The sequence below is a fragment of the Wolbachia endosymbiont (group A) of Barypeithes pellucidus genome, from assembly GCF_964030885.1.
GTDB lineage: Bacteria > Pseudomonadota > Alphaproteobacteria > Rickettsiales > Anaplasmataceae > Wolbachia.
The window spans coordinates 1,174,834-1,188,240 of sequence record NZ_OZ034985.1; the positions used below are offsets into that span (position 1 = coordinate 1,174,834).

General features: G+C 34.9%; 12 protein-coding genes, 1 rRNA gene and 2 pseudogenes. 9 read left to right on the top strand and 6 right to left on the bottom strand.

What is annotated here, in order from left to right; genetic code table 11:
* Positions 1 to 160 precede the first annotated feature (160 nt).
* Positions 161 to 1,249 (bottom strand): DNA-processing protein DprA, encoded by a 1,089-nt coding sequence (gene dprA, locus ACQH1X_RS06055; protein ID WP_425386006.1) that lies wholly within the window; start codon positions 1,247 to 1,249, stop codon positions 161 to 163.
* A 61-nt stretch (positions 1,250 to 1,310) separates the two neighbouring features.
* Between dprA and ACQH1X_RS06060 the strand changes: the two genes are divergently transcribed.
* From ACQH1X_RS06060 to tnpC, 6 genes and pseudogenes are all read left to right on the top strand, one after another.
* Positions 1,311 to 1,685, top strand: coding sequence for a ferredoxin family protein (locus ACQH1X_RS06060; RefSeq protein WP_010082601.1), 375 nt, complete (start codon positions 1,311 to 1,313; stop codon positions 1,683 to 1,685).
* A 188-nt stretch (positions 1,686 to 1,873) separates the two neighbouring features.
* Positions 1,874 to 2,917 carry an RDD family protein gene (locus tag ACQH1X_RS06065; protein ID WP_425386007.1) on the top strand — a complete coding sequence of 348 codons (1,044 nt, stop codon included), beginning with the start codon at positions 1,874 to 1,876 and terminating at the stop codon, positions 2,915 to 2,917.
* A gap of 60 nt (positions 2,918 to 2,977) precedes the next feature.
* Entirely contained in the window at positions 2,978 to 3,985 is a 1,008-nt protein-coding gene (locus tag ACQH1X_RS06070; RefSeq protein WP_425386008.1) for a D-alanine--D-alanine ligase, read from the top strand.
* Positions 3,966 to 4,724 carry a cell division protein FtsQ/DivIB gene (locus ACQH1X_RS06075; RefSeq protein ID WP_425386009.1) on the top strand — a complete coding sequence of 253 codons (759 nt, stop codon included), beginning with the start codon at positions 3,966 to 3,968 and terminating at the stop codon, positions 4,722 to 4,724. The genes ACQH1X_RS06070 and ACQH1X_RS06075 overlap by 20 nt, the downstream gene beginning before the upstream one ends.
* An 814-nt stretch (positions 4,725 to 5,538) precedes the next feature.
* Positions 5,539 to 7,032 carry an IMP dehydrogenase gene (guaB, locus tag ACQH1X_RS06080; protein WP_425386010.1) on the top strand — a complete coding sequence of 498 codons (1,494 nt, stop codon included), beginning with the start codon at positions 5,539 to 5,541 and terminating at the stop codon, positions 7,030 to 7,032.
* 129 nt (positions 7,033 to 7,161) lie between these two features.
* Positions 7,162 to 8,454, top strand: a pseudogene (gene tnpC / locus ACQH1X_RS06085) (IS66 family transposase).
* Between the two features lie 23 nt (positions 8,455 to 8,477).
* Here tnpC and fsa read toward each other — a convergent pair.
* From fsa to pstC, 4 genes are all read right to left on the bottom strand, one after another.
* Positions 8,478 to 9,119 carry a fructose-6-phosphate aldolase gene (fsa, locus tag ACQH1X_RS06090; RefSeq protein ID WP_425386011.1) on the bottom strand — a complete coding sequence of 214 codons (642 nt, stop codon included), beginning with the start codon at positions 9,117 to 9,119 and terminating at the stop codon, positions 8,478 to 8,480.
* A 271-nt stretch (positions 9,120 to 9,390) separates the two neighbouring features.
* On the bottom strand, positions 9,391 to 9,735 hold the full coding sequence (locus ACQH1X_RS06095) for a F0F1 ATP synthase subunit epsilon (RefSeq protein WP_006279902.1): 345 nt from the start codon (positions 9,733 to 9,735) through the stop codon (positions 9,391 to 9,393).
* Between the two features lie 12 nt (positions 9,736 to 9,747).
* Positions 9,748 to 11,175 carry a F0F1 ATP synthase subunit beta gene (gene atpD, locus ACQH1X_RS06100; protein WP_425386682.1) on the bottom strand — a complete coding sequence of 476 codons (1,428 nt, stop codon included), beginning with the start codon at positions 11,173 to 11,175 and terminating at the stop codon, positions 9,748 to 9,750.
* A 101-nt stretch (positions 11,176 to 11,276) separates the two neighbouring features.
* Complete coding sequence (gene pstC, locus ACQH1X_RS06105; RefSeq protein WP_425386683.1) at positions 11,277 to 12,365, bottom strand: phosphate ABC transporter permease subunit PstC; 1,089 nt, start codon at positions 12,363 to 12,365, stop codon at positions 11,277 to 11,279.
* A gap of 107 nt (positions 12,366 to 12,472) precedes the next feature.
* Here pstC and rpmH point away from each other — a divergent pair, with 107 nt between their 5' ends.
* From rpmH to ACQH1X_RS06120, 3 genes and pseudogenes are all read left to right on the top strand, one after another.
* On the top strand, positions 12,473 to 12,607 hold the full coding sequence (rpmH, locus tag ACQH1X_RS06110; RefSeq protein ID WP_006279898.1) for a 50S ribosomal protein L34: 135 nt from the start codon (positions 12,473 to 12,475) through the stop codon (positions 12,605 to 12,607).
* Positions 12,608 to 12,674: 67 nt separating this feature from the next.
* Positions 12,675 to 12,950 (top strand): annotated as a pseudogene (gene rnpA / locus ACQH1X_RS06115) (ribonuclease P protein component); the annotation flags it as partial.
* An 89-nt stretch (positions 12,951 to 13,039) separates the two neighbouring features.
* Positions 13,040 to 13,264, top strand: coding sequence for a hypothetical protein (locus ACQH1X_RS06120; RefSeq protein WP_425386012.1), 225 nt, complete (start codon positions 13,040 to 13,042; stop codon positions 13,262 to 13,264).
* Between the two features lie 16 nt (positions 13,265 to 13,280).
* Here ACQH1X_RS06120 and rrf read toward each other — a convergent pair.
* A 5S ribosomal RNA gene (gene rrf / locus ACQH1X_RS06125) occupies positions 13,281 to 13,387 on the bottom strand.
* Positions 13,388 to 13,407: the final 20 nt, after the last annotated feature.

The window sequence follows — 13,407 nt, forward strand, 5'->3', positions numbered from 1 at the left end:
AAACGGTGTCATCCCAGTGCCCAGACTACTTGGATCCAGAAGACTTAATTTCAACCAAATAATAAAGGCTGGATTCCAGCGTCACGCGCTGGAATGACATCTTTCTTGGTGGACTCAAATCACAATGTTCGTACGGTTGTGGGCTTATAGCTAAAGTAATCTAGAAAATTAACGATATTTTATTCCCCGGTGAACGCTCTATTTTGTTTTCCAACTCTAGTTCTAAAAGAGCCATTAGAGCTATGTTGGCAGAAAGTCCGCTTGCTAATATAAGTTCATCTATATCAACAGGTACAGAGTTAATATGATCAACTATAACAGATTTTGCCTGTTGTAATTTTTCTTGTTTTTGGTTAACAGAATGGTGCTCAACATCAAATAGGTTTTTTTGCTGCGGAGGTAAACTAAACCTAACACTTTCTATTATGTCATCAGCGGACTCGATAAGCTTAGCACCGTTTTTAATTAAATAATTACTACCACTACAGCGTGAATCTAAAGGGAAACCAGAAACTGCAAATACCTCTCTCCCTTGATTTAAAGCAAAATCTGCTGTTATTAGAGAGCCAGAACGTTTCGATGCTTCAATCACTACAACACCCAGCGATAGACCAGATATAATTCGATTCCTTTGAGGAAAATACTGAGGCTTTGGTTTAGTAGCAAATGGAAGCTCAGTAATTACTAAACCACCGTTCCCAGTGATTTTTTTGTATAGATCAAAATTTTCTTTTGGGTACACTACATCAATTCCGCTTGCTGTAACAGCAATAGTGGGGTGGTTTTTGTATATCACACTATTTGCTGCAGTATCGATTCCTTTTGCAAGTCCAGAAACGATAACAAAACCAGCTTCGCTTAAATCAAGTGCCAACTTATTGGCAAAATTTCTTCCATTCATTGAAGAGTTACGCCCACCGATTATTGCAATTATCTCACGGCTTAATAATGATATATCACCAAGCGCAGTTATTACAGGAGGACAACTAGAGATATTTCTTAAAAGACCAGGGTAATTTGGATCGCATGCGGGTATAATTTTAGCTCCAATTTTTTCTGCATTATTGATTTCTTCTCGTGCATCTTGAATGTCATACACCTTATTATTAGCCACCCTATTGAGATATTTTAGCACCTCATCTAGCGATCCGTGTGTTCTTAGTATACTAAAAAACTTTATTGGTCCTATAGTTCTAGCCAAGCTTAACCATACTTCTAATTCTTTGTTGTTCAATTTATTTATCTTCATAAAAGGCTTGAATTTCTTATCAATTTAGTGTACCCAAGATAATGCAAATATACAGTGTTTTATGACGCATTTTGTTACAGATAAATGCATAAAATGTAAATATACGGACTGTGTGGAAGTATGTCCCGTCGACTGCTTCTATGAAGGTAAAAACATGCTCGTGATTAACCCAGATGAATGTATTGATTGCGGAGTGTGCATACCTGAGTGTCCAGTAGATGCAATTGTAACTGATGATTCCATAAAAGATATTTTAGAACTAGATGAAGAGTTGCTGAGCAGCGAACAAAAAACTTTCAAGTTATTTTACGATATAAATGTAGAATACTCACAAAAGTGGCCAAATATCACAGCTAAAAAACAACCTCTCTATACTGCAGAAGAGTATAAGGAAAAAAAGGATAAAACAGCTTATTTTGACGAAAATTTAGAATAATGCTACTGAAGGAAAAAGAAAATTTCTCTTGTATCTCACAATTATTGTTTTGCATTGCTGAAAGTGGCTGTATTGTTTATGTCCTTGATAGCATAACTAGTTTACTTGAGAATACAAATAGTAATACAGCAATTTTACTGCTATTTAACTGTTAATAGGTACATTAGACGGATCATATGGGGTATAAAATGGATATTAAAGTAAAATATGCGGGAATAACTAAGCGTGCTGCAGCTTATATAGTTGACCAAATTATATTCCTAGTCTGTTATTCATTATTTTATTTGTTAATTTTATTCATATTATCAGGAGAGCCCCTTGCCGGTGTTTTTAATTATGTCTTTCCTGATATTGACACTAATAGTGACCTTATATCAGAGCGATATGAAATATTAGAAGACTTAGATATATTATTGAAAGATTTAGTATATATAGCATTGGAAGTATTAATGATAACAAGACTTGGTTGGACTCCAGGAAAGTTGCTACTTGGTATATACATAAAAGATGCAAACACACTTAAAAACGCTGCTTTAATGCAAGTAGTGATGAGAAGCACTCTCAAGGCACTTTTGTGGGTACCCACCTACATTTCTGAGTGGTTTTTTATTTTACCAATATTGGTTCTAATGTTTGCAATATTTGATAAGCGCAAGCAGCTTTTCTACGACAAAATTACAAAAACAGTAGTAATGGATTATAGGTCTGAAGCATGCTACCCAAAATTAAACTATGTATATGTGGGAATAACTAGGCGTGTGTTAGCGCATATTATTGACAGTCTTATTATTAAGGGAATTCCTTTATTCTGTTTGATTCTTGTAAGAGTGGTTTTTCACATTGCTAGACCTAAATTATTAATTATACGTATTTGCTTATCTTTTTTGCTATCGATAGTATTCGGAGTATTCATGATAAGAAGATTTGGTGGTACTCCAGGACAATTGTTATGCGGTATTAATATCAAAGATGCAAATACACTTGAAAATGTTACTCTAGTGCAAGCAATAGTTAGGCATATTTCATTTGAAGTTATTTGCTTCCCCATATTCATCACGAGAAGGAAATTTTTTGATAAGTATACCTCTGAATGGTGGTTTGATCCTTTATTAGGCTTAATCTTTATGACCACAATACTAATTTTCATATGTGCAATATTTGACCAACGCAAGCAGTTTTTTCATGATAAAATTGCAAAGACAGTGGCAGTAGATTATAAACCTCCAAGCTAACTTTCCCTTCTGTTTACAAGGTTCATATATGTAGTTATAATTAATAAGGTTCTTCTAAGAGTGCCCATGGTTCCAAGTATAGCAATTTTAAGTGGTGGATTTTCTTGTGAGAGAGAAGTGTCGCTTATGAGCGGAAAAGCAGTAAAGAAGGCGCTTGATAGCCTTTCATATAATGCAATAGAAATAGATGTTGACAGCAACATTACTGAAAAGCTTAAAAAAATTAATCCGGGCCTTGCTTTTATCGCTCTGCATGGACCTTATGGTGAAGATGGCTGCATTCAAGGTTTACTGGAGATTTTAGGTATAAAATATACACACTCAGGAGTTATGGCTTCTGCTGTTGCTATGAATAAAGTGATGTCAAAGCATATATTTCGATCCCTTAGTACCGACACTCCAAAAGGTTATGTAATTAGCCAAGAAGATCTACTAAAAAATAATATTAAAATCGATTATCCGTACGTCTTAAAACCAATTAACGAAGGTTCTAGCATCGGAGTGCACATAATTTTCTCGCATGAGAAACTAAAAAACATGCTTCCAGCGCGTGACCAGGGAAAAGGACCAGTGTCTAGCTACTTGGATAACAAGGAAGGAGCTACTTGGATGACAAGAGATTTGATGATCGTAGAAGAATACATACCGGGCATAGAGTTACATACTGCTGTATTGCTAGATGAAGCAATTGGCACTATGGAAATACGACCAAAAAATAAATTCTATGATTATGAAGCAAAGTATACAGATGGATTTGCAGAACATATATTTCCTGCTGAAATTCCTGACAATATATATAAAATGACCTTGGAACACGCACTGAAAATTCATCAATTTTTAGGATGCAAAACTATTTCCCGCTCAGATTTCCGTTATAATCCCAAAAATAACACTTTAAAAATGCTTGAGATTAATACACATCCTGGCTTTACTGAGTTATCGTTAGTGCCAGAAATTGCAAAATTGGCAAAAGGAATCAATTTTAATGAATTAGTTAAAATTATTATTGAAGATAGTTTGCAGCACAAAAATATTAGGGATTTAAGTCATGTTGAGCAGTATTACTAGAAGCCAAAGGAGTTTTTTGCGTAAGTGTGCCTTGGTTATTATCACAGTACTTTTTCTTACGCTAATACTCTACAGCTCACTTGATAAAATAATAAATCGATTTAATTACTACTTTACTTGGTATAATGACTGCCTATCCAGTTTATTACTCAGTAGTGGATTTTCAATCAACGAAGTAGTCGTGAGCGGCAATAAATTTACAAACAAAAAGGATATTCTAAGTTTGACAGATAGAACGCAACCTATCCTGTATATATCACTTTCAAAACTTGCCGGTAACATACAATCCGTAAGCAGATGGATAAAATACGTAAGAGTTCACAGAATTTTGCCCAATACCCTACATATTAATATAGATGAGCATAAACCGTTTGCTCTCTGGAAAGATAATAACAAAACCTCGGTAATTGATTTCGAAGGCAAAGTGATCGTAGATGACTATCCAGTAGATGATCTTGTTGTAATTACAGGACAAAACTCGTTATCAAACCTAGAATTTGTTAAAGATGTGTTAGAGAGTAAAACTCAATTAAGTGACCACATTTCTTCTTTTGCTTATATAGGGAATAGAAGATGGAATATCATACTTGATAACGATTCCACAGTGAAACTGCCTGAAGATAACCCTTATAGTGCATGGGACTATTTAAACCACTTGCAAAATACAACTGATTTTACTTTCAGCAATTGGAGTATTATTGATATGCGTATTACTGATAAAATTTTTGTGAAGAGGTGATCTGCTGTCATCCAAGTAGCCCCTTTTCCTGTCATTCCAGTAGCCTCTTTCTCCTGTCATCCCAGTGCCCAGACTATACTTGGATCCAGAAAAAAGAATGGTGTCATGAAAGTAGCTGACACTGGTTCCTTTATGACGGTGTCATTCCAGTGCTTGACACTGGAATCCAGACTTTAATTGTTATGCTTGTAAATAAGTCTGGTGAGAATAAACGTTCATCTCAAAATGCAGTATTTTTGTTGAAATAGCTCAACTGGATCCCAGTGGGCTTTGTTGCATCGCTAGCTATGATGGATTAAAGATAAAAAAGATGGAGAATATCAGTAGCTTATTATTCTGGTATTTATAACAAGAACGGTCAGTGAATACCTAAATTTGAGTAAAAGAAATTTCACTACCACTCACTAATCCGGCTAAAATTCAAGAATTTCAATGCTTTAGCTATTTTCAATAGAATTAAATTTATTAATATAAATAATAAATTACTATTCTTAAATTTGATCAGATTGATTGCAAAAAAACAAGATTTTCAATAGGTTGCTTATAATCCTAACTATAGTTAGCCTTTCATAAGTAGCGATGCAACAAAGCCATCCCAGTGTCAAGCACTGGGATGACACCCTCCTGCTAGACAATATTCGTACAGTTGTGGGCTTGACCATAGGATCCAGTTTATAAAACCTGGATTCCAGCGTCATACGCTGGAATGACAACTTAAGGTATCACCTACAATTACTAATCTAAAGCTGTAGCTAATTTTGCAAAAGCCCTATTGCAATTTAATTAATTGGCGTATAAGCTTTAAATAAAGCCTATGAAAAAAATGGAAGCTTGTTATTCGTTTGACGATATACTTCTTTTGCCAGCCTATTCTGATATATTACCTTACGATGCAGATACAAAAACTTATTTAACAAATAGTATAGAACTAAATATCCCTCTCATATCCTCTGCAATGGATACTGTTACTGAATCGGGCTTTGCAATAGCTATTGCCCAACATGGAGGGATAGGTTGCATACATAAGAATTTATCAATAGATGAACAAGTTTTAGAAGTGAGAAAGGTGAAAAAATATGAAAGTTGGATCGTGTATAACCCAATTACGATTTCACCGGATAAAACAGTTGCGGAAGCAATTTCATTAATGAGAGAGCACAATTATTCTGGCATTCCTGTAGTCGATCAACGCAAGTTAGTTGGAATTTTAACTAACCGAGATGTGAGGTTTATTGAAGACCAGAACATGAATGTAAAAGTTTCCGAAGTGATGACAAAAGATAAGTTAGTGACAGTGCGGGAGCAGGGAGTGAATAGTGCCTCAGCAATGAAATTGTTGCATGAAAATAGAATAGAAAAGCTTTTGGTTGTAGATGAAAATTCTTGTTGTATAGGTTTAATTACGGTTAAAGACATTGAAAAATACAATAGATACCCAAATTCATGTAAAGACAGTAAAAGGCGGCTCAGAGTTGCCGCTGCAATTGGCACTGGTAAAAAAGATGGTATAGAAAGATGTGAAGCTTTGATCGGAGAAGAAGTTGATGTAGTTGTTGTGGATACTGCTCACGGTCATTCCGAAAACGTTATCAATACCATTAGGGAAATAAAAAAGATGTATCCTAATACGCAATTAATTGGCGGAAACATTGCAACAAAGGAGGCTGCTGAAGTGTTGATTGATGCGGGTGTTGATGCAGTGAAGGTTGGAATAGGACCAGGATCAATCTGTACAACCAGAATAGTTACAGGTGTTGGTGTGCCACAATTCTCTGCAATCAAGAATGTTGCAGAGGCGTGTAGAGCAAGAAACGTCAGACTAATTGCTGATGGTGGGGTAAAATACTCAGGAGATGTTGCAAAAGCTATTGCAGTTGGTGCTGACTCTGTGATGATTGGTTCGATTTTTGCTGGCACTGACGAAAGCCCAGGTGAGATTATCATGTATAAGGGCAGAGCATATAAAGGCTATCGAGGAATGGGATCTATTAGTGCAATGAAACGAGGTTCAGCTAGCCGTTATTTTCAAGATAAAGATTCAAAACTCAAATTAGTTCCACAAGGAGTGGAAGGAAGAGTTCCATTCAAAGGTCCGGCTTCAGGAGTAATCCATCAGTTGATTGGCGGATTGCAAGCTGCAATGGGATATACCGGTAACAGGAATATAGAAGAAATGAAGAAAAACTGTAAATTTGTTACTATTACTGCATCAGGATTAAGAGAGAGTCATGCTCATGATGTAGTCATTACACAAGAAGCTCCAAATTACGCTTATCAAACGTCCAATTTGTCAACCGATTCAGAGTAGTGACCGTTTATTATTTGTATCCGTTCAGCGGAGTGGCAAAATAAGGTAGACAAGGTAGTCTAAAAAGACAATCATAGAGCGAAAGTGAGGTAACATGTTTTAGAACTTTGCAAAAATTTACAGCAAAAAATAGAAAGGTTAGAAGCAAAAATAGAAAGATTGGAAAAAGAGAATGAAAGTTTAAAAGCAGAAAGTAAGGCATTGAAGATAGAAAACGCTGAGTTAAGAGAAAGACTCGGTTTAAGCTCAAAAAATTCATCAATACCAAGTTCCAAAGAGTTGTATAAAATAAAAAAGAATAAGCCGAAAAGCGAAAGGAATATTGGCGGTCAGGTTGGTCATAAAGGAAGTTTTCGCGCCAAAATGGATGCAGATGAGGTGATAAAAGTAGAGTTATCATCTACTTGTGAATGCGGAGGAGAGATTGCAATATGCAAGGAACCGTACATTCATCAAAAAGTTGATCTTCCGGAAATCAAGCCTTATGTAGTAGAATATCAATGGCCGTTGCCGGAGATGCGGGAAAAGAAGAAGCAGTAAGTTACCAGAAGGTGTTACGTCAGATACATTTGGACCAAGAGTTAAGTCAATAATTGCAGCGTTCAGCGGGTTTTACAAAAATTCAAAACGCGAAATAGCGAGTGTCGTAAATGATATCTTCAATTTGAACATAAGCGTCGGTAGCATATCAAATAGTGAACATAGAGTTGCTTCAAAATGCAAAAAAATGTATGAGCAGATCGAACAAGAAGTAAGTACAAGCAAAGTTCTTCATATCGACGAAACCAGCCATTACAATAAGGGTAAGCTTGGTTGGTGCTGGATGTTTGCAAGCAATACGGCAAGTTTTGTAAAGTTCAAGGGGAATGAAAGTTTTAAAAAATAGTGTATGCTGCAATCGCAATAGTTTGGTAGTAACTGACAGGTATGCGGCATACAACTACTTTGCTGATGAAAAAAGGCAAATTTGTTGGGCACACTTATCAAGGGATTTTGAAACATAGTTGGAATATTGAGGTCAAAATTCTCGGCTGTTATTTGAGAGATGTTGCTGCTGAGTTGTTTGCACTAAAAAAAGCTTTACTAAAAAATGAGATAGATGTTTTTAGATTTGCCAGACGTGCCAGAAAATTGCGAAAACGTACACGGTATTACTTGAAGCCACTTACCTGAAACAATTGGAGCCTCTCGAGTTGCGAAAAATATTATAAAATCTGAAAGAATGATGTGGAAATTTTTAGATGACCCAGAAAACATTCCACTGACAAATAACCACGCTGAACGGCAAATTCGGCATTATGTCATTTATCGCAAAAATTCATATTTTACCCAATCGAAGCGGGGAACTTGAACGGATAATTTCGTTATACTTAACATGGAAACAAAGGGCCTTTCCACAATCTCCTATCTACCGTTTCTTAAACCACTCTGCTGAACGGATACTATTATTTTGCACCCCAGTCTTTTTCAAATATTGCTAGCCCTTGGTCAGTAAGTGGGTGATTAATTAATTGTCTAAGTACTTTTGCTGGCACAGTAATTGAATCAGCACCAAGCCTTGCAGCTTCTATTACATGTGCTGGGCTTCTCACTGATGCAACAAGAACTTTAGTATCAAAACCGTAATTAGAATATATAGTACATATATCTTCTATTAGCGATAAGCCATCATAGCTTATATCATCAAGGCGACCAACAAAGGGAGAAACAAAACAAGCACCGGCCTTAGCGGCAAGCAGTGCTTGTCCAGGAGAAAAACATAATGTGATGTTAACAGGTATTTTATGCTCTGTCCACAACTTTTTACAAGAAATTAATCCTTCATATGTAAGGGGCAATTTTACCACAATATTATCAGCGATTTTCGCTAACTTAAGGCCTTCTTTAACCATATCTGCATGGTTATTTGCAACAACTTCAACACTAACAGGCCCCTTGATAATAGAGCATATTTCACGCACTAAATCCTCGTATTTATCTTTACGCCCGGACTTTGCTATTAAAGAAGGATTAGTTGTTATGCCGTCAATGAACTCCTTTAGTTCTTTAATTTCATTTAAATCAACGCTATCAAGAAAAATTTCCATATTAATCTCCCATAAAAAAAATACCCTTGCAAAATCTTGTCATCCAAACGCCCTCCTTTGTCATCCAAGTAGCTGACACTGGGATCCATCTTTTTTTTATTATGAACATTATATGCTCCTAGAATCTATTACCCATTGCATAATTTACAAATATTTTTACACCTAGATCCCAGTGTCACGCACTAGGATGACAGGGAAGAGAATACTGGATAAAAGAAAAAAAAGCACTTGGATGACAAGAAAGTGATAACCGACTTTTTGCCTAAAATAACTAAGAAAGAAATTTCTCATCAAGATAACTTAGATATATACTAATTCTCTTATTTTTAAACGATTTCTCATCATGAATTGCACGATCAAAAACCTGAATTTGACTTGTTATAATGCTACAATTATTATTTGCAACTTCTAATACGCCACTATCAATTACAACCTTCTTTTCTGTTTGGTTACTCATTTTAACAGTAATCATACCAGGCAATAAATAAATTAAGTAAGGAGCATGGTGAGCTAAAATCATAAGCTCCCCTTCGAGCCCAGTTACTGAAAGAGAAACCACTCCACTGAATGAAATTTGATCATCAGGAGAGAAAAATTGCACTTTAAAAGTATTCATAATCTTTAACTTTTATTTAGCTTCAGCTTGTATTAATTCAGCCTTTTTTATTGCTTCATCTATATTCCCCACCATATAAAAAGCAGCCTCTGGTAAGTGATCATATTTACCTTCAACAATCTCTTTAAAACTGGAAACAGTATCAGAAAGTGAAACAAATTTACCAGGCATACCAGTAAATATTTCTGCAACGTGAAAAGGTTGAGAAAGAAATTTTTGAATCTTACGAGCCCTATCAACAATAATTTTATCTTCATCAGATAGCTCATCCATACCAAGTATTGCGATAATATCTTGCAGTGATTTATAAGTTTGCAATATACGTTTCACCTCAGAAGCTACCTTATAATGTTCTTCACCAATGATTTCAGCAGATAAAGACTGAGAAGTTGAATCAAGTGGATCAACAGCAGGGTATATTCCCATTTCAGCTATTTGCCTTGACAACACTGTGGTGGCATCAAGATGAGAGAATGTAGTTGCTGGGGCTGGATCAGTTAAATCGTCCGCAGGAACATATATAGCTTGCACAGAAGTAATAGAGCCAGAAGTTGTTGAAGCTATTCTTTCTTGCATTGCACCCATATCAGTTGCAAGGGTTGGCTGATAACCAACAGCTGACGGTATTCTTCCAAGTAAAGCAGAAATTTCAGAACCAGCTTGTGTAAAACGGAAGATATTATCCACAAAAAACAGAACATCTTGGTTTTCACGGTCACGAAAATACTCTGCCATAGTAAGTGCTGTTAAAGCAACTCTAGCCCTTGCTCCAGGAGGCTCATTCATCTGACCATAAACCAAAACAGCTTGAGATTTTTCATGCTCATTTATATTTATTACATTTGAAGTGATCATCTCGTGATAAAGATCGTTACCTTCACGTGTTCTCTCCCCTACCCCGGCAAACACAGAAAATCCTTTATGAGCTTTTGCTATATTATTAATTAATTCCATTATCAGGACTGTTTTACCAACACCGGCTCCACCAAATAAGCCAATTTTTCCTCCTTTAAGATAAGGTGCAAGAAGATCTATAACTTTTATTCCCGTAACTAAAACTTCTTCCTGTATTCTCTGTTCAGTAAAACTTGGAGGTGCTCTGTGTATAGGCTCTAAGTTATATTTTCCCTTCAGTGGACCACACTCATCTATAAGCTCTCCAACAACATTAAAAATCCTTCCTAAAGTTGAACGCCCAATTGGCACAGATATTGGTGCACCTGTATCAAAAAATTCATCCCCCCTTGACATACCATCTGTGCTATCCATAGCAATACAACGAACTATATTGTCACCTATATGCTGCGAAACTTCTAAAACCAGCTCCTTATCCTTATATTTTAGTTTGCTTTTTAAAGCATTAAATATTTTAGGCAATTCACCTTCAAATTTTATATCAACAACTGCTTGAGTTACCTTAATCGCTCTACCTATATTCATCTCTTTACTTTTATCACCTAACACTATAATTCCATAAAAGAACTTCTAAAGAAAATAAATCTTATATTATTAATAGAAATTTTGCAACATTAAAACGCTTACTAGTTACGCTTCATTACAAACAATGCAAATGCATTTAATAGCCAAGTAATAATAAACAATACTAAGCTAAGCGCATAAGCAGCAAGAGTTTGTACACTATTGAAATCCTGATCTCCGGTAAGTAATGTAGCGATCTGCACGGTAATGGTAGTAACTGAATTAAGAGGGTTAAAAGTCAAATTTGCGTTGATTCCCACAGCCATTAGCACAATCATTGTTTCACCTATCACTCTTGAAATTGACAATAAAATTGCACTTAAAATTGTAGGCATTGCATAAGGTATTGTTATATGCCATATAGTTTCCGCTGGAGTTGCACCAAGTGCCGTGAAGCCATAACGCAAGCTTTTGGGAACAGATCTTATGGCATCTTCGAGTAAAGAAATAATAAAAGGAAGAATCATTATCCCAATCGATAAACCGGCAACTAATGCACTTTCTGAGTGTATACTTAAACCAAAAAAATTTGCTACCTGCTTTATAAAGAAAGACAAAAACACAACCGCGAAATATCCATATACAACCGTAGGAATAGCAGACAAAACTTGCAAAGTTGTATTAACAATATAACGCACTTTCTCACTCGCATATTCACTAATATATATTGCAGAAAATAAACCAAGCGGAACGACAACTAACATTGCTATAATAGTTATAAGTAATGTACCCACTAAAAGCGGCGCTATACCAAAACATCCTACCTTCTCTTCATTGATAGTGACTACATTGTGGCCCCATTTCAAGCAAAACAAGAATTCTGAAATAGCTACTTTATTAAAAAAATTAATGGATTGAATAAAAATAGATAGCATTATAAATAAAGTGATAAAAAATGATATGGCCAAAGCCACAAATAACGAAAGTTTTATTATCTTATTTCTTTTATTTTTAAAGATAAAAGCAAGCATGAAAAAAAGTAACGCTATAGAAATAAAAGTTACAAAACAATTATTATAGAGTACTAACAACCAAGTTAGCATCCATACACAACTAAGATATAGATAAGATTTAACCTTATTTACTTCTTGAAACCTACTAAGACAAAATAAAAGGATTAGTAGGACAGGTATGACTATCACCGAATTCATTTTCCCATGCATCAAATTTTATTCTACAAAAATGTCATACAAGTTCACCATCATTTGACAATAAAGTAAAACAATTTAAAATAAATAATTATATTAATATAAAAACAATGAAGAGAACATTTCAACCAAAAAATTTGATAAGAAAGCGCAGACATGGATTTCGTTCACGTATGGCAACAAGAGCTGGAAGAAAAATCCTTAATAGGCGCCGTTCATTAGGGTGTAACAAATTATGCGCATAGTAAGTATAAAAAAAAAGATTTTTCCTTTGCTTTCAAAAATAAGTTAGCACTCAGCAGTCTTTTTTATCGTGGGCTTTATATATCACTGTATGCTATAAAAGAAAGAGAACCTGAAAAGTACATTCATACTATTAGAGTAGGTCTGGCTATCAGTAAAAAAGCCGGAAAAGCAGCAAAAAGAAATAAAATAAAAAGGCAACTACGAATACTTGCTAAAATTAGCATTTTAAATATAAGCAATATAGGGCACTACTACATAATACTAACTCATAGAAACATTATGCAAGCAAGTTATAAAAACTTACAAAAAGATCTAACTATTTGCTTAAAAAAGATAAAATAAAAAAAAAATCAATTAAGGTATTTACAACTATATTTTTTATGATAACATAAGTAAAATTTTTAAAATAAATTAATGGGTGTGGGTGTTTAATGGTAGAAAGTAGAAAAGAACAAGATAAAAATCTCAATATAAATACAAATAATGTTAAAGAAGATTTTTATGAATATAAAGAATCTAGTTATCGTACACAATGGGAATCAGCATTTGAGCAAAGTCAATACTTAGAGCAGAATAAGAATAAGCCTAGACCGCAATTATTAGATTTGAACATAGAAGCGACTTCTCGTAATAAAAGAATTATTAAAAGGCGATAAAAAGAAATTTTTATAAACTTGGCGGCGACCTACTCTCCCTTTTCAAGTACCATCAGCGCTAAAAAGTTTCACTTCCGAGTTCGGGATGAGATCGGGTGGTTCATTTTTGCTATAGCCACCAAGTCAATAAAAATTTCTAACTT

Bases quoted from the DNA above. Each gene is read 5' to 3' on its own strand.
- ACQH1X_RS06065 (WP_425386007.1), top strand. From the start codon at position 1,874: ATGGATATTAAAGTAAAATATGCGGGAATAACTAAGCGTGCTGCAGCT.
- ACQH1X_RS06075 (WP_425386009.1), top strand. From the start codon at position 3,966: ATGTTGAGCAGTATTACTAGAAGCCAAAGGAGTTTTTTGCGTAAGTGT.
- ACQH1X_RS06120 (WP_425386012.1), top strand. From the start codon at position 13,040: ATGGTAGAAAGTAGAAAAGAACAAGATAAAAATCTCAATATAAATACA.
- atpD (WP_425386682.1), bottom strand. From the start codon at position 11,175: ATGAATATAGGTAGAGCGATTAAGGTAACTCAAGCAGTTGTTGATATA.
- pstC (WP_425386683.1), bottom strand. From the start codon at position 12,365: ATGAATTCGGTGATAGTCATACCTGTCCTACTAATCCTTTTATTTTGT.
- ACQH1X_RS06060 (WP_010082601.1), top strand. From the start codon at position 1,311: ATGACGCATTTTGTTACAGATAAATGCATAAAATGTAAATATACGGAC.
- rpmH (WP_006279898.1), top strand. From the start codon at position 12,473: ATGAAGAGAACATTTCAACCAAAAAATTTGATAAGAAAGCGCAGACAT.
- fsa (WP_425386011.1), bottom strand. From the start codon at position 9,119: ATGGAAATTTTTCTTGATAGCGTTGATTTAAATGAAATTAAAGAACTA.
- dprA (WP_425386006.1), bottom strand. From the start codon at position 1,249: ATGAAGATAAATAAATTGAACAACAAAGAATTAGAAGTATGGTTAAGC.
- guaB (WP_425386010.1), top strand. From the start codon at position 5,539: ATGAAAAAAATGGAAGCTTGTTATTCGTTTGACGATATACTTCTTTTG.
- ACQH1X_RS06095 (WP_006279902.1), bottom strand. From the start codon at position 9,735: ATGAATACTTTTAAAGTGCAATTTTTCTCTCCTGATGATCAAATTTCA.